We start from the raw sequence: 18,419 nt of genomic DNA on the forward strand, positions 1-18,419 counted from the left end.
GTCCCGGGCCTTCGTGAGCCGGCCCGGCGGACGCTGCGTTCAGCCCGTCCGGGGTGGTGGGCGGAGAGGGCTCAGCGGCGACACAGGTAGCCGGCCAGGCGGCACAGATCGACGTGCAACCGCCGGAACAGTGCGCGGGAGGCCGGGGCCGCGGGCGTCCGCGTGCCCGGTGATCCCGGCGGCTTGGCGTTCACACCCGGAACTATAGTTATCCGGAATCTCGTTCGGTTCTCGCGCCCCTGCTCAACGGCCGAGCCGCTCCCGGTCGACCGCCGCCAGCAGACCCGCGACCTGGTCGGGATGGACCGCCTCGGCCACCACCCGGGCCTGCGCCGCGTACTCGTGCCGACCCGGGACGTCCCGCGCCCGACGCATCCAGGTGCGCCAACCGTCACTGGTCACCGTGCAGCTCAGCGTGCCGCTCCGGGCGACACCCAGAGACCGGGTGACCGTGCAGGTGCCCAGCGCCCTGCCGTCCGCGGTGATCGTCGCCGTCAACCGGGCCCGGAGCGGCGCGGTCCGCGCCCTGGCCGTGCCTCCGCTCTCGGCGATCATCGGCGTCTGGGTGGAGACCGGCAGCCGCACCGTGCAGCCCCGGATGTTCTCGTTGCAGTTGACGAACTGCAGCTCACCGTGCTCGAACCGGATGCCGGGATCGCGGGCCCCGCCCAGCGCCGCCGCCCGCCGCCGCAGCTCCGACAGCACCGGGGCCGCGTTCGGGACGGCCGTGACGTCGAACCGCGTGTCGGAGACACCCTCGACCCGCAGCAGCTCGTACGGCGCGGTCGTCGACAGCCAGTACACGCCCAGCGAGGTCTCCACGCGATGCGCGGGCCGCCCCCGCAGGGTGCCCGCCGTCTCCCCCGACGGCGCCTGCTTCACCAGCGAGGCGATCGAGGCCGGCGACAGGAACGCGTGGACGTCGAAGCCCAGCACCGTGACGGGCGCCTTGGACCAGCGCCACGCGAAGTCCTCCGGCCGTGCCGTCGGCCCGCTCGCCGACGCCCAGAACGTCGGGCCGCCCTTCACGTAGGTCGCGCCGCCGACGCTGACCAGCTCCGCCCGAACGCCGCCCTTGGTCAACGTCCCCACCGCCGAGCCCGCCCGCGTCACCGACAGCGCCACCTGCACGTTCTGGCCGCTGGAGGTGAACGTGCCCGTGTAGCGCAGCGCCGACAACCCCCCCAACCGCTCCGCCGCCTTGGCGGTCCACAGCGGAACGGCCGGCCTGCTGCCGGTGTCGGACGCGGCCGGCCGCCCGTCGTCCCAGCCGTTCCCCCAGAACGCGCCCAGCGTGATGATCGCGGCGACCAGCGTGACGACGGCGATCCCGGCCTTGGCCGGCTTCGGGACGCGGGGACCCCGAAGGCGGGCGCCGTCCTCGGACGGGGACGGCGCCGGAGGTTCGGGCTCGGGCTGCCCGGGTGACCACGGTTGGGGGAAGCTCACCGCAGACGATCCTCCTGCGTGCTGGACGGACCCGCCGAGGGCGCCGCCCTCGGACCGGTCGGGCCGCCGGTTCTCGATGATCGGGGTCCTACGAGCGTGACCGGGCATGCCAGGATCTCAGCCCACCGCGCGCGCCGGAACCCCGCAACCGCCCCGGACATGACAAGAGTGCCGGACGAACCCCCCGCACGAGCACGCATCGCGGGTTTTCTTGTGGGGGGGACCGTCTTGCCTTTTGTGGGGGGGGCGACCCCCCACGCCCCCCGCGCCCGGTCTTGCGGTCTTCAGGCGGGCGCCCCTCCGCTTGCGCTCCGGGGCACCCGCCTGAAGGACCGGGCAAAACCCCCAGCGGGTGGCGTGGGTGAAGAACCGGGCAAAACCCTGTCGGCCGGCGTGGGTGACGGACCGGGCAGAACCCCTGTCGGCCGGCGTGGGTGACGGACCGGGCAAAGCCCTGTCGGCCGGGGTGGGTGATGGACCGGGCAGAACCCCTGTCGGCGGGGGTGGGTGTTCTTGGTGGGGGGCGCCCCCCAGACCTCCTAGTCGCGTTCGAGGCTGCTCTGCATCGTCTGGATGTCCGCGGCCGTCGCGCCGATGGCGACCGCGTCGGCCTGCATCCACCAGCGGCGGTCGACGCTGGTGTTGCCGAAGAAGCTCGTCCACTCGGGGCTGGACACGCGGCACTCGACCCACACCGACGTGATGCCGGAGGTCTGCGCGGTGGTCGTGCAGTCGCCCAGCTTGCGGCCGGTCTTGGTGGTGGCGGTGATCCACACGTAGACGCTGACGTCGGTGGTGCCGCCGTTCGCGCCGGAGGTCCACAGGCGGACCTTGACGGTGCAGCCGGAGTTGTTCTTGTCCTTGCAGCCGTCCACCTGCTGGATCCGCGGCGACTTGGTCGCGTCCCAGGAGTCCTTCAGCTCGGCGATCCGGGTGCGGAACTCGCCGATGGCGGGGTCGGCGGACGTTCCGGTGTGCGTGGTGATGTCGGCGGTGAACGTCGGCGTGATGCTCTCCACCCGCAGCAGCTCGTCGCTGTCCTTGGCGAGGTAGTAGGTCCCGCCCAGCGTCGTGATCTTGATGGCGGCGCGGCCCGCGACCGTGGTCTCCAGGTCCGAGCGGATGCTGAACTTGGTGATCCCGCGCATCTTGGCGGCCAGCGCGGACGGTGTCACGTACTGCTTGAAGTCGAAGTCGAGCTTGGTCGACTCCAGCTTGCCCCAGCGGTCGCCGGTGTCGGGGAGGTCGTCCACGTCGGTCGTGGTGAGCTGCTTGCTCCAGTAGGCCCGGGGGGCCTTGACGAAGAGGTTGCCGTCGGTGGACAGCAGCGTGAGGCGGTCACCGGACCAGGTCACCGGGCCGGTGACGCGGCCGGAGCGGGTGACCTTGACCTCGCCCTCGATGCGTTCGGTGCCGAAGGTGCCCTTGAGCGTCAGGGCCCGGGCGGTGGACAGGGAGGTGGCGGAGTCCGCGAGCCGCTCGGTGGGCTCCTTCTCGCCGCTGCGCAGCAGCACGAACAGCGCGGCGGCGATGACCAGGACCACGACGAGGCCGCCGCCGACGATGATGGCGATCAGCGCGCCCGCGTTCGAACGGCGCGGGGGCGGCGGCCCGGGCATGCCGAACGGCGGGGGAGTGCCGCCGGGGGGCATGAACGGGGGCGGCGTGTTGCCGGAGGGCATGGGCGGCATGGGCTGACCGGGATGTCCGGGGTGTCCGGGGTGTCCGGGCGGCCCCGGCGGACCGGCCGGCGGCCACGACGGGCCGCCGGGAGGGGGGTTCCAGCCGGGAGGCGGCGGGGGGTTGCTCATCGAGGCGGGTTCCTTCCAGGGCGGACTGGCCGCTATGCACCTTCAGTGTGGCGCAAAGGACGGACATTGTGCTCTATACATCTTGGACGGTGGCCGACCCTCGGCCGCTCCGTGCCATTGGCGATACTTGACCGTGACCCCCACCCGCTGCCGTCTGGGTGGCGTCGGTGCCGGGATGGACAGACCGTCGGATCGGGAGCTGTGTGACATGGGTGACTATTTCGGTGACTACGTGGTCGTCATGGTGCTCTTCCTCATCGGCGGCGCCATCGTCGGCGGGGGTCTGACGGCCAACCGGATGCTCCGCCCGCATCGGCCGACCGCCGAGAAGCTGACCACGTACGAGTGCGGGGTGGACCCGGTCGGGGACCACTGGGCGCAGTCGTACGTGCGGTACTACGTGTTCGCCTTCCTCTACGTCGTGTTCGCCGTCGACGCCGTCTTCCTCTTCCCGTGGGCGACGGTGTTCGACGCCCCAGGCTTTGGGACGACGACTCTCGTCGAAATGTTCGTGTTCCTCGGATTCCTCTTCACCGGACTGGTGTACGCGGGCCGCAAGGGCGTCCTGTCCTGGGTCTGAACCCCGCCGGGGGCCGCCGGGCTGCGGCCTCCGTCCACCGGGCTGTAAGAATGCAGTGGTGAGCACCGTCGATCTGCCGCCCCCCGGCATCGGCCCGCTGTCGAGGCTGGCCCCGAAGCCGATCAAGTTCGTGCTCAACTGGGGCCGGCGCTACTCGCTGTGGGTCTTCAACTTCGGGCTGGCGTGCTGCGCCATCGAGTTCATCGCGACCTCGATGAGCAGGCACGACTTCATCCGCCTGGGGGTCATCCCGTTCGCGCCCGGCCCCCGTCAGGCCGACCTGATGGTCGTCTCGGGCACCGTCACCGACAAGATGGCCCCGGCGGTGCGCCGCCTGTACGAGCAGATGCCCGAACCCAAGTACGTGATCTCGTTCGGCGCCTGCTCCAACTGCGGCGGCCCCTACTGGGACTCGTACTGCGTCACCAAGGGCGTCGATCAGATCATCCCCGTGGACGTGTACGTGCCCGGCTGCCCGCCCCGCCCGGAGGCGCTGCTGCACGGCATCATCCACCTTCAGGAGAAGATCGCCGGCGAGTCCCTCGGCGACCGCTACGGCCACGACGGCGAGCCCGTCGCCCCCTCCCCGGCACCCCGCGCCCTGGAGGCGACCGTCCTCCGCCGGCCGCTGCAACCGCCGCCCCCGCCGCCCATGGACCTCGACGACCCCGCAGCCGCGCCGACCGGCCCCGAGACCCCGCCGGACGGCGACTCGACCGCCACGGACATCTTCCCCAGCGTCGCGCCCACCGCGGACTCCGAGCCGACCACCGAGTTCTTCCCGGTGGCCGACCCCCCGGCCTCGGCCGAGGCGACCACCGACGCGCTACCGATCATCGAGGAGCCGCCGGGCCCCGACCCGGCGGCGACCGTCCGCGAGGGCCTGCCGGTCGTGGGCGAGCCCCCGGCCGACCCGGTCACCGACCCCTCGCCGATCGCCGAGGATCCGCCGGGACCGGACGCGGTGGCTGCCGTGCGCGAGGGCTTCCCGTTCGTGGAGGAGCCTTCGGCGGAGGCGGTCTCCAGCACCTCTTCGGTCGTGGAGGAGCCTCCAGGACCCGATGCGGATGTGACCGTGCGCGAGGGCCTGCCGGTCGTGGGCGAGCCCCCGGCCGAGCCGGTCACCGACCCCTCGCCGATCGCCGAGGATCCGCCGGGACCGGACGCGGTGGCTGCCGTGCGCGAGGGCTTCCCGTTCGTGGAGGAGCCTTCGGCGGAGGCGGTCTCCAGCACCTCTTCGGTCGTGGAGGAGCCTCCAGGACCCGATGCGGATGTGACCGTGCGCGAGGGCCTGCCGGTCGTGGGCGAGCCCCCGGCCGAGCCGGTCACCGACCCCTCGCCGATCGCCGAGGATCCGCCGGGACCGGACGCGGCGGCGACCGAACGCGAGGGCTTCCCGTTCGTGGAGGAGCCTTCGGTGGAGGCGGTCTCCGGCACCTCTTCGGTCGTGGAGGAGCCTCCAGGACCCGACACGGCGGCGACCGTGCGCGAGGGCCTCCCGGTCGTGGGGGAGACCGACGAGTCCGCCGTTCCGCCGGCTGAGGCGACCACCGATGCGTTGCCGATCATCGAGGAGCCGCCGGCGCCGGACGCGGATGTGACCGTGCGCGAGGGACTGCCGATCGTGGATGAGACCGCGGAGGTTCGGCCCCCGGCCGAGGCGGTCACCGACATCCTGCCGGTCGTTCTGCCGATCATCGAGGAGCCGGCGGAGCCCGCGGGGACGTCGGTGGCGGGTGACGACCACGACCCCTCCTTCATTCCCGGGTTCGAGGACTCCGCCGCCGCCGGTGAGGACGCCGGCGAGGGCGATGACGAACGGCCGTCGCGGTGAACGCCGAGGAGTTCGCGGCCGCCTGGGCCGGGCGGTTCGGCGAGGACGCCGTCCTGACCGACAGCTTCGGGGAGTCCGTCGTGGACGTGCCCGCCGCGTCCTGGGTCGCGGCGCTCGACTTCGCCCGTACGGAGCTGGGCTGCGACTACTTCGACTGGCTGACGGCCGTGGACGAGTTGGACGAGGGCTTCCGCGTCGTCGCCCACGTCTACTCCCTCGAACGTCGCCACCACCAGCTCGTCCGCACCCTGGTCCCGAAGGACGCGCCCGTCCTGGCCACCGCCACCGGCGTCTACCGGGGCGCCTCCTGGCACGAGCGGGAGACCTTCGAGATGTTCGGCGTCGCCTTCGAGGGCCACCCCGGCCTCAAGCCGCTGCTGCTTCCCGACGAGTTCGTCGGCAACCCCCTCCGCAAGGACTTCGTCCTCGCGTCCCGCGTGGCCAAGCCCTGGCCGGGCGCCAAGGAGCCCGGCGAGAGCGGTGGCGGCGCGCCCAGCCGCCGCCGCGTCCGGCCCCCGGGCGTCCCCGACGACTGGGGGCCCCGCCCCGAACGTCCGGCCCGCCCACGAGGCGCGGACGAGGCCAAGGGGTCCGCCGATGCCTGAGATGGTGGAGGTCGCGCTCAAGCTGGCGCTGCTGGCAGCGGCGTTCACGGTGCTGCCGCTGCTGGTCGGGCAGGCCGAGCACAAGGTGATGGCGCACATGCAGGGCCGGCTCGGACCCATGTACGCCGGCGGGTTCCACGGGTGGGCCCAGCTCGTCGCGGACGGGGTGAAGTTCGCCCAGAAGGAGGACGTCGTCCCCCGGGCCGCCGACCGGTGGGTCTTCAAGCTGGCGCCGGCGGTGGCGCTGGTGCCGTACCTCGTCGTCCTGGTCGTCGTGCCGATCGGACCGGGCGGCCAGGTGGTGCTGGACCTCGGGCCCGGGCTGTTCTTCGCGCTGGCCGTCATGGGCATCGGCGTGATCGGTGCGATCATGGCCGGCTGGGCCAGCGCCAACAAGTACTCGCTGCTCGGCGGCATGCGGGTCGCCGCCCAGCTCATGTCGTACGAGCTCCCGATGGTGTTCGCGGCGGCGTCCGTCGCGATGGCCGCCGGGAGCCTGTCGCTGACGGAGATCGCCGCCGAGTGGCGGTGGTGGTGGCTGCCCTGGCAGGCGGTCGGCGGCGTGGTGTTCTTCGTCGCCGGGCTGGCCGAGCTCCGCCGCCCCCCGTTCGACATGCCGGTGGCCGACTCGGAGATCATCTTCGGCCCCTACACCGAATACGGCGGGCTGCGCTTCGCGTTCTTCCTCCTGGCCGAGTACGCCGGGATCGTAGTGCTGTGCGCCCTGACCACCGTGCTGTTCCTGGGAGGCTGGAACGGGCCGTTCCTGGACACCGAGCTGGGCTGGCTGTGGACGCTGCTGAAGGTCGCCGTGCTGGCCTTCCTGGTGATCTGGCTCCGGGTCGCCTACCCGAGAATGCGCGAAGACCAGCTCCAACGCCTCGCCTGGGTCTGGCTGGTCCCCCTGTCCCTGGGCCAACTCGCCCTGACCGGAGTCCTCAAGGTCGCGCTCTGATCTTTATGTGGGGGGGGCGACCCCCCACGCCCCCCGCGCCCGGTCTTGAGATCTTCAGGCGGGCGGCCCTCCGCTGGCGCTCCGGGCCGCCCGCCTGAAGGACCGGGCAAAACCCCCGACGGGTTGCCGTTCCGACGTCGGGGTTGCGGTTCGGACGTGGGGGTTGCCGTTCGAACCCCGGGGTTGCGGTTCGGGTGTCGGGGGTTGCGGTTCAAACCAAGGGTTGCCTTGGGTCAGGTGAGGAAGAGCGTGTAGTCGCCGAGGCGGGGCACCAGGTCCGGTGGGAGGTCGGCGCGGACGGCGAGCTCCTCGACGGACACGAAGGGGCCGTTCTCCTGACGGTCCCCGGTGATGCGCTCGACCAGCTCGGGCGTCATCCCGGGCAGGGACGCGAGCACGAACGGCGGGACGTGGTTGACGTCGATCAGGCCGCCGTCGTCGTAGACGCGGCTCAGGTCGGGGCGCCCGATGCACAGCTCATGCGCCAGCTCCGGGTCTTCGGCGACGAGGGAGCGGGCCTCCTCGCGCAGCGTCCGGCGGTACTTGGCGACGTGGATCGCGTGCTGGTTGACCCGGTCGCGCGGAGTGGCGGGCGGATAGACCGTGGAGCGGACGCCGAAGGCGTGGACGGTGCCGGTGATCCACAAGGTCATCATCAGCAGCATGCCCAGACCCGCCAGCGCGCCGCCGGCGCCCAGCATGCCCAGCACCGCGACGGCGCTCAGGAGGTAGCCCGCGGACATCGCGGCCATGGTGCCCGAGCGGCGTCTCAGGGCCGCGTAGCCGAACGTGCCCCACGTGCCGAAGCCGCCGGACAGGAACGGCGTGAAGGCCCACAGCACACCCTGAGGGGGCGGCGGCTCGGGCGGTGGCGGGGGCAGGGGCCGATGCGGCATGGGGGGCGACGGAGGTCCCCACCCGTGGGGCGGTCTGGGCGGGTGCGGGGGCCTGCGGGGGAGTCGTCCGGAGGGGTCGTTGCCAGGCCACGCCATTTGGGCTCCTAGGCGCCGCTCGCCGTGTGCTTCTCCTCTCTACGACGCACGGACCGCGGGCGACGTTCCCGCACGCCACATGCGGTGGATCACCAGGGCGAAACGGCCGTCGCGGTGCGTAGAGGACATGCGCCGTTCCGTCCGTGAGCGGCGTACGGAATCATGGGGGCGTGGCGCGACTAGGAGGGCTTCCAGGAGGCGGACTGGCCAAGGGGCTGGCCGTCACTTTGCGGACGATGACGCGGCGTTCCGTCACGCGTCAGTACCCGGAGGTGCAGCCCGACCTGCCCCCCCGAAGCCGGGGGGTGATCGCGCTGCTGGAGGAGAACTGCACGGTCTGCATGCTCTGCGCGCGTGAATGCCCCGACTGGTGCATCTACATCGACTCGCACAAGGAGACGCTGCCCGCCGAGGGCGGCGGTCGTCCCCGTACGCGCAACGTGCTCGACCGGTTCGCGATCGACTTCGCGCTGTGCATGTACTGCGGCATCTGCGTCGAGGTCTGCCCGTTCGACGCGTTGTTCTGGACGCCCGAATTCGAGTACGCCGAGTACGACATCGCCGAGCTGACCCATGAGAAGGACCGGCTGCGCGAATGGATGTGGACGGTGCCCCCGCCGCAGGCGCACGACCCGGCCGCCGAGACGCCCAAGGAGGTGTCGGCCGCCGAGAAGTCGGGGCGGCGGGCCCCATGACCGGCCAGGAGGTCGTGTTCACGCTGCTGGGCGTGGTCGCGGTCGGTTCGGCGATCATGGTGGTGACGACCCGGCAGCTCGTCCACGCCGCGCTGTGGCTGGTGGTCTCGTTCGGCGCGCTGGCCGGCGGCTACCTGATGCTGACCGCCGAGTTCGTGGCCTGGGTGCAGGTGCTGATCTACGTCGGCGCGGTGGTGGTGCTGCTGTTGTTCGGGATCATGCTGACCCGCGCGCCGATCGGTCCGGTGCCGCGTTCCGGCGACGACGACCCGCTGGACTCCGGCAACCGGTGGGTCGCGCTGGCCGTCGCGGCGGCGACCGCCGCCGTGCTCGTCACCGTGCTGGTGATGGGCTTCCACGACGCGTTCATCGACCTGAAGGCCGGGCACGGCGGGGCCGAGCCGCTGGGCGGCAGCATCTTCCGCACCTGGGTGCTGCCGTTCGAGGTGCTGTCGGTGCTGCTGCTGTCCGCGCTGGTCGGCGCGATCGTGCTGTCGCGTTCCGACATCGGCCCCGGGTCGCCGGAAGGTGTCGAGGAGGGCGACGGCTGATGCATGCCGCCTATCCCGCCGTGGTCGCGGCGCTGCTGTTCTCCATCGGCGTGTACGGGGTGCTGGCCCGCCGCAACGCGATCCTCGTGCTGATGTCGGTCGAGCTGATGCTGAACGCGGTCAACCTCAACCTGGTCGCGTTCGACGTCCTGTGGCGCGACCGGCTGCACGGGGGGCAGGTGCTGACCCTGTTCACCATCGTGATCGCGGCGGCCGAGATCGGATTGGGCCTGGCCATCGTGCTGCTGGTCTTCCGCAACCGCGCCTCGGTGGAGGTCGACCGGTTGAACGCCTTGACCGAGGAGCCGGCGGGCAAGGGGGACGGCGCGTGATCGTCCTCGCCTCGTTCGTGATCCTGCTGCCGTTCCTGGCCGCCTTCGCGGGTCTGCTGCTCGGCCCCCGGACGTCGCGGCTGCTGGGGGCGCGCCCCGGCCCGGTGCCCGACGAGGGCCCGGACGCGCTGCGCGGCCTGCGCCGGAACGGCCCGGCGCTCATCGCGTGCGTGCCGCTCCTGGCGGCGACCATGCTCGCGCTGGTCGTGGCCGTGACCGTGTGGCGCGACCCGGGGGCCCGCACCGGCTCGCTGACCTACGTCCCCACGGGCACCCTGCGGATCGACATCGGCCTTCAGGTGGACGGGCTCGCGGCGCTGGTCGGGCTGATGGTCTGCTGCGTCGCCCTGGCCGTGCAGGTCTACTCCGTCGCCTACATGGCCAAGGACCCGCGCTACTCGTCCTACACGGCGTTCATCTCGATGTTCACCGCCGCCATGCTGCTGGTGGTGTTCGCGGGCGATCTCCTGCTGCTGTACGTCGGCTGGGAGGTCATGGGCATCTGCTCGTACTTCCTCATCGGGCACCACTGGGAGGACCGCGCCAACTCGCGGGCCGCCGTCAAGGCGTTCCTGGTGACCCGGGTCGGCGACGTCGGCTTCCTGCTCGGCATCCTCGTGCTGGGCGCCGGCGCGGGGACGTTCACCGTCGACGGGGTGCTGGCGGCCGTCCCCGAGATGCCGCACGGCACGGTCGTGGCGGCCACGCTGCTGCTGCTCGCCGGGGTCGCCGGGAAGAGCGCGCAGTTCCCGCTGCACACCTGGCTGCCCGACGCGATGGCCGGTCCGACGCCGATCAGCGCGCTGATCCACGCGGCGACGATGGTGGCGGCGGGCATCTACGTGGTGGCGCGGCTCTACCCGGTGTTCCTGGACTCGGCGCCCGCGCTGACACTGCTGGGCGTGATGGCCGTGGTGTCCATGCTGGGCTCGGCGCTGGCGGCGCTGGCCCAGGACGACCTCAAGCGCGTCCTGGCGTACTCCACGATCAGCCAGCTCGGCTACATGGCGGCGGGGCTGGCGGTGGGGGCCGAGAGCGCCGCGATCTTCCATCTGGTCGCGCACGGGGCGTTCAAGGCGCTGCTGTTCCTGGCCGCCGGATGTGTGATCTTCGTGACCGGGTCCAACCTGCTCCGCCGGTACGGCGGGCTGCGGCGGGCGATGCCGGTCACGTTCTGGTCGATGACGATCGGCTACGCGGCGCTGATCGGGCTGCCGCCGGTCAGCGGCTTCTTCAGCAAGGACTCCATCATCGAGGGCGCCCGGCACGCGGCGGCGGAGAGCGGCCTCGTGGGCGACCACCCGGAGGTGGCCCACCTCCCGGGGGCGATGGCCTGGGTCGTCTACATCGGGTTGCTGGTCACGGTCGGCGTGACGGCGGCGTACGTGGTGCGGGCCTGGCTGATGACGTTCTTCGGCGAGGCGCGGTCGTCGTTCGAGGCGCGCGAGGCGCCCGCGCTGATGGCGGTGCCGGTCGCGGTGCTCGCGGTGCCCGCCGCGCTGCTGGGGTTCTTCGGCCTCGGCGCGGACGAGCTGCGCCCGCACTTCGCCTCCGCCGCGCTGGCCCTGCTGTGGGCCGCCGCCGGCGCGGCGGTCGTCTACCTCACGTGGAACCGTGACCCCGCCCGCGACCCCGCCGACCGGCTCGGCGTCGTGCGTCCCGTGTTCGCCCGGGCCTTCTACGTGGACGAGCTGTACGCGGTGCTGATCGTACGGCCGGTGCGCTCCCTGGCGAGGCTCGTGGTCGCGGCGGACCGGCACGGCATCGACGCGGCGGTGGAGGGCACGGCCGCATGGTCGCGGCGGGCCGGTGGGCTGCTGCGTCGTTCCCAGACCGGCAACGCGCAGACCTACATGACGGGTGTGCTCGCCGGTGTCGTCCTCATCGCGGTAGGGGTGGTGGTCCTGCTGTGATCCTGCTCGTCATGTTGGCGGTGCCGTTGGCGGGGGCGCTGCCGCTGCTCCTCCCGGCCGAGCGCTTCCTGCGCGGGGACGCCGCCGTCCGTCGTTACGGCACGGCGGTGTCGGGTGTCGCGCTGCTGCTCGCGTTGGCGGTGGCGGCCGTGTTCGACCACGGCGACCCGCGGCGGATGCAGCTCGAGCTGGACCGGTCGTGGGCGTCGTCGATCGACCTGCGGTTCCATCTGGGGGTCGACGGGGTCTCGCTGCCGCTGGTGGTGTTGACCGCGCTGCTGACGTTCCTGTGCTTCGTCTACACGGTGCGGCACCCGCCGGCCGGGGGGCACGCCCGCCTGTTCACCGCCCTGGTGCTGGTGCTCGAAGTCGGCATGCTCGGGACGTTCGTCGCGCTCGACCTGATGCTGTTCTTCGTGTTCTTCGAGGTCGTCCTGATCCCCATGTACGTGGTGATCATGCTGTGGGGCGGCCCGGAGCGGCGCGCGGCGGCCTACAAGTTCATCCTCTACACGCTGCTGGGCTCCGGCGTCCTGCTGGTCGGGCTGCTGTTGGTGGCGGTCAACGCGGGCACCCTCGACATGGTCGAGCTCGCCGCGCGGCACGGCCGGGGGCTGTCGCACGGCGTCCAGGTCGCCGCGTTCCTGCTGATCGGGCTGGGCCTGGCGGTCAAGGTCCCGATGTGGCCGCTGCACACCTGGTTGCCGGACGCGCACACCCAGGCCCCCACGGTCGGCTCCGTGCTGCTGGCCGGGGTGCTGCTCAAGATGGGCACGTACGGGTTCGTCCGCATCGCGCTGCCGGTGGCGCCCGAGGGCGCGGAGGTGTGGGCGCCGTGGCTGGGGCTCCTCGCCGTCATCGGGATCGTGTACGGCTCCCTGGCCTGCCTCGCCCAGCGCGACCTCAAACGGCTCATCGCGTACTCCTCGGTGGGGCACATGGGCTTCGTGCTGCTGGGGATCGCCACGCTGAGCCCCGTCGGGGTGAACGCGGCGCTGTTCGGCAACGTCGCCCACGGGCTCATCACCGGGCTGCTGTTCTTCCTGGCGGGCGGCATCAAGGAGCGGTACGGCACCGGTGAGCTGGCCTCGCTCGGCGGCGGGATGCTCACCACGGCCCCCCGGCTGGCGGCGTTCCTGACGTTCGCCTCGGTGGCGAGTCTGGGGCTGCCGGGTCTGGCGGGCTTCTGGGGCGAGGCGCTGGCGCTGCTGGGGGCCTACCGGCCGGACGGCGGGCTGCCCCGCGAGACGTTCGTGACCTTCATGGTGGTGGCGGCGCTGGGCGCGGTGCTGACCGCCGCCTACTTCCTGCGGATGCTGGCCAAGATCACCCATGGGCCGGTGGCGGAGGACCGCCGTGACGCGGTGATCCCCGCGATCACCCCGTCCGAGTACGCCGCCTGGGTGCCGCTGATCGCCCTGACCCTGCTGGTGGGGCTGTGGCCCAAGCTGCTGCTCGACCTGACGACCGCCCCCGTCCGGGCACTGCTGGGAGGCGGCTAGATGACCCAGTCGATCGACTACGCGGCCGTCGCGCCGGCGCTCCTGGTGGCGCTGGCCGCCATCGCGGTGCTGCTGGCCGACGCGTTCGACGTGCCGCGCCGGGTGCTGGGGTTCGTCGCGGCGGGCGCGGTGGGCGCGGCGCTGATCGCCGTGATCGCCCTCGCCTTCGGCGACCGTCGCGCCACCTTCTGCCTGACCGATGACCTGCGCGGGCAGGGCCCGCCGTCCTGCTCGTACGTCGCGGACGACTTCACGCTGATCTTCCAGGGCGTGGTGCTGACGGCCGCGCTGGTCGTGGTGCTGCTGTCGTTGGAGGAGATCTCCGCGTCCCGGCTGCCCGCCGGGGAGTACCACTTCCTGCTGCTGGCGGCGATCACCGGGGTGCTGACGCTGGTGGCCGCACGCGATCTGGTGATGCTGGTGGTGGCGCTGGAGACGCTGTCGCTGCCGGTGTTCGCGCTGGTGGCGTTGCGCCGGTACGACGGGGTGGCCTCGGAGGCGGCCCTCAAGCTGTTCCTGGTCTCGGTCATCTCCACGGCCGTCATGCTGTTCGGGATCAGCCTGGTCTACGGGGTGACCGGGGCGATGCACCTGGACCGGATGGCCGTCGCCCTCGGCCGGCTCGACGCGGACATGGAGCCGGTGGCGGCGCTCGGCGTGGTGCTGGTGCTGGCGGGCTTCGCGTTCAAGGTCGCCGCCGTGCCGTTCCACTTCTGGGCCCCGGACGTGTACCAGGGCGCGCCGCTGCCGATCGCCGCCTTCTTGTCGGTGATCTCGAAGGCGGGCGGGTTCGCCGGACTGGTGCTCGTCGTCGCGTTGGGCTTCCCCGCGTACGGGCACGTGTGGGGGCCGGTGCTGGCCGTGCTGGCGGCGGTCACGATGACGCTGGGCAACCTGGTCGCGCTGCGGCAGCGTTCGGCGATCCGGCTGCTGGCCTGGTCGTCCATCGCCCAGTCCGGCTACATCCTGGCCCCGCTGGCGGTGGGCGACGAACGCCTCCCGGAGGCGGTGGCGGCCTCGGTCGCGTACGTGGCCATCTATAGCGTCATGAACATCGGGGCGTTCGCCGTCGTCATCGGCTACCACCGCCGTACCGCGGTGGCCGGGACGTCCCCGGTCTGGGACACGTTGGACGACTACCGCGGGCTGGCCCGGCGCAACCCGGGGACGGCCGCCGCGATGGCGTTCTTCCTCATCTGCCTGGCGGGGCTGCCGCCGGGTGTGATGGGCCTCTTCGCCAAGATCGTGGTGTTCCGCGCCACCGTGGCGGGCGGGGTGACCTGGCTGGCCGTGGTGATGGCCGTCAACACGGTGATCGGGCTCTACTACTACCTCGCGTGGGCCGCCCGACTCTTCGCCGCCCCGGACGGGTCCGTCGAACCCCGTTCCCTGCCCCGCGACGGCGCCCTCCGCGCCGCGATCGGCGCGGCGGCGGCGGGCGCGGTGGTCCTGTCGGCGGCCCCCCAACTCGTCCTGCAGGCGGCGGCCGCCACCGGCTGACCCGCCCCCTCCGTCCGTTGTGCCCTGGAACGTTTGCACAGGTCAAACCGTTATCCAGACGTACGTCGTACGGGGGGCCGCCGCGCGCGGCACGGATCCTTTGCGGGGAGGCTGGCGGCAGTGCAGTTCAACGGTCTCAAGACGGCCGTCCTGCTGGGCTCGCTCTCGGCGCTGGTCCTGGCGGCCGGTTGGGCGTTCGGCGGGCGGATCGGGCTCACCATCGCGCTGATCATCGCCCTGGGGACGAACGGTGTCGCGTACTTCTTCAGCGACCGCATCGCGCTGCGCTCCATGCGCGCCCATCCGGTCGGCGAGGTCGAGGCCCCGGTGCTGTACCGGCTGGTCCGCGAGCTGTCCACGTCCGCCCGTCAGCCGATGCCCCGCCTGTACGTGTCGGAGACCATGCAGCCCAACGCGTTCGCCACCGGACGCAACCCGCGCAACGCGGCGGTCTGCTGCACCCGCGGGATCCTGCGCATCCTGGACGAACGCGAGCTGCGCGCCGTGCTCGGGCACGAGCTGTCGCACGTCTACAACCGCGACATCCTGATCTCCTCGGTGGCCGCCGCCCTCGCCACGGTGATCACCTACCTGTCCCACCTGGCGATCTTCCTGCCGATCGGCCGTTCCGAGGACGACGAGGGCCCGGGGATCCTCGGCGCGCTGCTCATGATGATCCTCGGCCCCATCGCCGCCGCCGTCGTCCAACTCGCCATCAGCCGGACCCGCGAGTACCAGGCCGACGCCTCCGGCGCCCGCCTCACCGGCGACCCCCTCGCGCTCGCCTCCGCCCTGCGCAAGATCGAGGCGGGCACCCGCGCCATGCCCCTGCCCCAGGACGCGGAGCTGGCCTCCACCAGCTCCCTCATGATCGCCAACCCGTTCCGGGGCACCGGCATCGGCCGCCTGTTCTCCACCCACCCGCCCATCGCCGAACGCGTCGCCCGCCTGGAGCGCATGGCGGGCTCCCGCTGACCGTCCCCGCCTTCGTCGCTCGACCCTGAGCGCTCGGCCGGCGCAGCGTACGACTCGCGCCGCTCGCGCGGCGGATGATCGGTCGCGCGCGACTGCTGCGCTAGGAGGCGGGTCAGGGGCCGGTGAGGATGATCGGGCCGTCCGCGGTGACGGCGATGCTGTGCTCGAAGTGGGCGGCGCGGCTGCCGTCGGCGGTGACGATGCTCCAGCCGTCCGCGAGCGTGCGGCCCTCGTCGTCACCGCCCTCGTGGAACATGGGCTCGATCGCGATGGTGAGGCCCTCGCGCAGACGCAGGCCGCGTCCCGGGAGGCCCGTGTTGGAGACGGAAGGGTCCTCGTGCATCGCGGTGCCGATGCCGTGGCCGCCGCAGTCGGCGAGGATCCCGTACCCGGCCTCGCGGCCGACGGTCTCCACGGCATGGGAGACGTCGCCGAGACGCGCTCCGGGGCGCGCCGCCTCGATCGCCCGTTCCAGGGCATGTCTGGTGGTCTCCATCAGCCGGGCGGCGCCCTCGTCCGGCGGCCCGATGGAGATGGTGATCGCCGCGTCGCCGTGGTAGCCGCCGACCTCGGCCCCGCAGTCGATCGACAACAGGTCGCCCTCCCGGAGGGTCCGCCCGGTCGGGATGCCGTGCACCACGACCTCGTTCACCGACAGGCAGAGCACCGCCGGGTAGGGGGTAGGCGCGTACCTCGGCCGGTAGTGCAGGAACGAGGACCGCGCGCCGTGCTCCTTGATGCACCGGGCCGCGATCGCGTCCAGCTCCAACAGGGAGATGCCGGGCTCGGCCGCCGCCGCCACCCGTTCCAGCGTGTTGTGCACCACCCGGCCGGCCTCGCGCATGACCGACAGCTCTCGGGGACTCTTGTAGTTCACCATGGTGAAGATACTAATACCAGTATTTGAATATGCAGTAGAGTCGTCGGCATGGTGCGCAACCCGCTGACCGAAGAGCAGCGCGACCGGGGCAGGGCGCTCGGACAGGTGCTCCGCGCCGCCCGGGGCCCCCGCAGCGCCGCCGCCGTGGCCCACGAGGCGGGCCTGTCCCTCGACACCCTCCGCAAGATCGAACGCGGCGCCATCGCCGCCCCGGCGTTCTTCACCGTCGCCGCGCTCGCCCGGGTCCTGGGCCTCGACCTGGTCGCCCTCGCCCGCGACCTGATGCCCGACGAATCCGCCGACGGCCAGACCCCGCTGGCCGGCTGACCCGCCCGCCCACCGGGGCGGGCCGCGTTCGGCTCGTGGAAAAGTCTCGGCGATCGGCCGAACCGAATCGGCGGCCGCCGCGTCAGACATGACATGGGCGCGCCGGACGGCCTTTGGCGGGGTATGGCTCCGGCGCGCCCCTCTCGACTCCCGGGGCCGATCAGGCGCGGGCGGCACCCGGGCCGTCACGCGGCCGGTGCGCGTCCCCCCGGCGACCCGGCCGCGTGATCTCCCTGAAGCCTTGAACGCGGGCCCGTGACTCCGTGGGCCCTCCGAGGGCCATCACCGGAGGAAGCGGCAGGCCATCGGCCCGCCGGCGCCCCGATCACCTGTAGTTGACGAACTGCAGCGCGATGTCGAGGTCCTTGCCCTTGAGCAGCGCGATGACCTCTTGGAGGTCGTCCTTCTTCTTGGCGCTGACCCGCAGCTCCTCGCCCTGGATCTGCGCCTTGACCCCCTTGGGGCCCTCATCCCGGATGATCTTGCTGATCTTCTTGGCGTTCTCCTGCGTGATCCCTTCCTGCAGCGCGACACCAAGCTTGTAGATCTTCCCCGACAGTCGCGGCTCCCCGGCGTCCAGCACCTTCAGCGAGACCCCGCGCTTGACCAGCTTGTCCTTCAGGACGTCCAGGATCGCGCCGGCCCGCTCCTCGCTGTTGGCCTGGATCTCGATGGACTCCCCGGACAGCCGGATCCCCGCGTCCACGTTCCTGAAGTCGAACCGGTTGGCCACCTCCTTGGCGGCCTGGTTCACGGCGTTGTCGACCTCCTGCCGGTCCAGCTTGGACACGATGTCGAACGAACTGTCGGCCACTGCACACAACCCTTCACAGCTCACAGCGCCTGGACGGCGTTCCTCAGCCCACGTAGCGTCCCACCCTAGCCATCCGGCCCACCCGGCCGAGCGCCCCCGGCCCTCGATGTCACGACCACCCGCCTGTTCCGCTAAGCTTTTCCCCGTCGCCGCAAGACGGCGCCACGGCGGGTTGCCCGAGTGGCCAATGGGAGCGGACTGTAAATCCGTCGGCTTAGCCTACGCAGGTTCGAACCCTGCACCCGCCACCACTTCACGAACGGCCCCTGACCTGTGCCAACGGTCCGGGGCCGTCGTCGTGCGCGCGGTCGGTGAGCGTCGCGGTCTCGCCCGGGGGCAACGGCATCGTCCCGCCCGTCCCGTGGATGCCCGTGACCCTCGCGGCGGGGACGCGGACGTGATGGCCCTCGTGGGTCTGAGGGCGGGTGTTGTCAGACGACGGCATGTCCGGCGCGACTTCTTGAGCGGTGAACCCATGGTCCCCTGTTGATCTCGTCTGGAAAAATGGCGGTCCGCATCATTGGAGGTCGTCTGGGCGGTGGATGATCCCACCGGCGGCGCACCAGGTCATGGGCCTTTCGTGGCGGCGAGTTCCACCATTCGTGTTATTCGAGGACAATGTCACGTGGGCGGACCTCCGCCTGCGTACGGAATGGAACGATCGCGATGCCGGTTCCCGCCTTGCAGAGGACATCCCGCGCCGA

Annotated in this window: 18 protein-coding genes and 1 tRNA gene; 13 read left to right on the top strand and 6 right to left on the bottom strand. The window is 71.9% G+C overall.

The window, feature by feature from the left end:
- Positions 1-243 precede the first annotated feature (243 nt).
- Both DFJ69_RS34360 and DFJ69_RS34365 read right to left on the bottom strand, forming a co-directional pair.
- Positions 244-1,449: a LolA-like protein gene (locus tag DFJ69_RS34360; protein ID WP_170177700.1), complete on the bottom strand. Its 1,206-nt coding sequence runs from the start codon at positions 1,447-1,449 to the stop codon at positions 244-246.
- 539 nt (positions 1,450-1,988) lie between these two features.
- Positions 1,989-3,140: a hypothetical protein gene (locus DFJ69_RS34365; RefSeq protein WP_170177701.1), complete on the bottom strand. Its 1,152-nt coding sequence runs from the start codon at positions 3,138-3,140 to the stop codon at positions 1,989-1,991.
- A gap of 328 nt (positions 3,141-3,468) precedes the next feature.
- Between DFJ69_RS34365 and DFJ69_RS17375 the strand changes: the two genes are divergently transcribed.
- Genes DFJ69_RS17375 through DFJ69_RS17390 form a run of 4 tightly spaced genes read left to right on the top strand, consistent with a single transcriptional unit; the run spans position 3,469 to position 7,234 of the window.
- A complete protein-coding gene (locus DFJ69_RS17375) occupies positions 3,469-3,840 on the top strand; it encodes an NADH-quinone oxidoreductase subunit A (RefSeq protein ID WP_116023565.1) in 372 nt (123 codons plus the stop codon).
- Positions 3,841-3,898: 58 nt separating this feature from the next.
- Positions 3,899-5,674, top strand: a complete 1,776-nt coding sequence (locus DFJ69_RS36485; RefSeq protein ID WP_425453351.1) for an NADH-quinone oxidoreductase subunit B — start codon at positions 3,899-3,901, stop codon at positions 5,672-5,674.
- Positions 5,671-6,279, top strand: coding sequence for an NADH-quinone oxidoreductase subunit C (locus tag DFJ69_RS17385; protein ID WP_116023566.1), 609 nt, complete (start codon positions 5,671-5,673; stop codon positions 6,277-6,279). The genes DFJ69_RS36485 and DFJ69_RS17385 overlap by 4 nt, the downstream gene beginning before the upstream one ends.
- Positions 6,272-7,234, top strand: a complete 963-nt coding sequence (locus tag DFJ69_RS17390; RefSeq protein ID WP_116023567.1) for a complex I subunit 1/NuoH family protein — start codon at positions 6,272-6,274, stop codon at positions 7,232-7,234. The genes DFJ69_RS17385 and DFJ69_RS17390 overlap by 8 nt, the downstream gene beginning before the upstream one ends.
- A 233-nt stretch (positions 7,235-7,467) precedes the next feature.
- Here DFJ69_RS17390 and DFJ69_RS17395 read toward each other — a convergent pair whose 3' ends face one another.
- Entirely contained in the window at positions 7,468-8,130 is a 663-nt protein-coding gene (locus tag DFJ69_RS17395; RefSeq protein WP_116023568.1) for a ComEA family DNA-binding protein, read from the bottom strand.
- Positions 8,131-8,396: 266 nt separating this feature from the next.
- On the opposite strand from DFJ69_RS17395, the gene DFJ69_RS17405 reads away from it, so the two are divergent.
- The 7 genes from DFJ69_RS17405 to htpX all read left to right on the top strand — a co-directional run bounded on the left by DFJ69_RS17405 (position 8,397) and on the right by htpX (position 15,694).
- Positions 8,397-8,921, top strand: coding sequence for a NuoI/complex I 23 kDa subunit family protein (locus DFJ69_RS17405; protein WP_245974437.1), 525 nt, complete (start codon positions 8,397-8,399; stop codon positions 8,919-8,921).
- Positions 8,918-9,472 carry an NADH-quinone oxidoreductase subunit J family protein gene (locus DFJ69_RS17410; protein ID WP_116023570.1) on the top strand — a complete coding sequence of 185 codons (555 nt, stop codon included), beginning with the start codon at positions 8,918-8,920 and terminating at the stop codon, positions 9,470-9,472. Before DFJ69_RS17405 ends, DFJ69_RS17410 begins: the two co-directional genes overlap by 4 nt.
- The gene (gene nuoK, locus DFJ69_RS17415; RefSeq protein WP_116023571.1) at positions 9,472-9,804 is read left to right on the top strand and encodes an NADH-quinone oxidoreductase subunit NuoK; all 333 of its coding nucleotides are present in this window, start codon (positions 9,472-9,474) and stop codon (positions 9,802-9,804) included. Before DFJ69_RS17410 ends, nuoK begins: the two co-directional genes overlap by 1 nt.
- Positions 9,801-11,717 carry an NADH-quinone oxidoreductase subunit 5 family protein gene (locus DFJ69_RS17420; protein ID WP_116023572.1) on the top strand — a complete coding sequence of 639 codons (1,917 nt, stop codon included), beginning with the start codon at positions 9,801-9,803 and terminating at the stop codon, positions 11,715-11,717. Before nuoK ends, DFJ69_RS17420 begins: the two co-directional genes overlap by 4 nt.
- Positions 11,714-13,219 carry a complex I subunit 4 family protein gene (locus DFJ69_RS17425; protein ID WP_342769863.1) on the top strand — a complete coding sequence of 502 codons (1,506 nt, stop codon included), beginning with the start codon at positions 11,714-11,716 and terminating at the stop codon, positions 13,217-13,219. Before DFJ69_RS17420 ends, DFJ69_RS17425 begins: the two co-directional genes overlap by 4 nt.
- Positions 13,220-14,719: an NADH-quinone oxidoreductase subunit N gene (locus tag DFJ69_RS17430; RefSeq protein ID WP_116023573.1), complete on the top strand. Its 1,500-nt coding sequence runs from the start codon at positions 13,220-13,222 to the stop codon at positions 14,717-14,719.
- Between the two features lie 120 nt (positions 14,720-14,839).
- Positions 14,840-15,694 carry a zinc metalloprotease HtpX gene (gene htpX / locus DFJ69_RS17435; RefSeq protein ID WP_116023574.1) on the top strand — a complete coding sequence of 285 codons (855 nt, stop codon included), beginning with the start codon at positions 14,840-14,842 and terminating at the stop codon, positions 15,692-15,694.
- 112 nt (positions 15,695-15,806) lie between these two features.
- Here the strand turns inward: htpX and map are convergent, their stop codons facing one another.
- On the bottom strand, positions 15,807-16,574 hold the full coding sequence (gene map / locus DFJ69_RS17440) for a type I methionyl aminopeptidase (RefSeq protein ID WP_116023575.1): 768 nt from the start codon (positions 16,572-16,574) through the stop codon (positions 15,807-15,809).
- Between the two features lie 48 nt (positions 16,575-16,622).
- Between map and DFJ69_RS17445 the strand changes: the two genes are divergently transcribed.
- Positions 16,623-16,901, top strand: coding sequence for a helix-turn-helix domain-containing protein (locus DFJ69_RS17445; RefSeq protein ID WP_116023576.1), 279 nt, complete (start codon positions 16,623-16,625; stop codon positions 16,899-16,901).
- A gap of 325 nt (positions 16,902-17,226) precedes the next feature.
- On the opposite strand, the gene DFJ69_RS17450 is transcribed toward DFJ69_RS17445, so the two are convergent.
- Positions 17,227-17,715, bottom strand: a complete 489-nt coding sequence (locus tag DFJ69_RS17450; protein WP_116023577.1) for a YajQ family cyclic di-GMP-binding protein — start codon at positions 17,713-17,715, stop codon at positions 17,227-17,229.
- A gap of 166 nt (positions 17,716-17,881) precedes the next feature.
- Between DFJ69_RS17450 and DFJ69_RS17455 the strand changes: the two genes are divergently transcribed.
- A tRNA-Tyr gene (locus DFJ69_RS17455) sits at positions 17,882-17,966 on the top strand.
- 2 nt (positions 17,967-17,968) lie between these two features.
- On the opposite strand, the gene DFJ69_RS17460 is transcribed toward DFJ69_RS17455, so the two are convergent.
- A complete protein-coding gene (locus DFJ69_RS17460) occupies positions 17,969-18,160 on the bottom strand; it encodes a hypothetical protein (protein WP_116023578.1) in 192 nt (63 codons plus the stop codon).
- Between the last annotated feature and the right edge of the window lie 259 nt (positions 18,161-18,419).

Source organism: Thermomonospora umbrina, from assembly GCF_003386555.1.
Classification (GTDB): Bacteria; Actinomycetota; Actinomycetes; order Streptosporangiales; family Streptosporangiaceae; genus Thermomonospora; species Thermomonospora umbrina.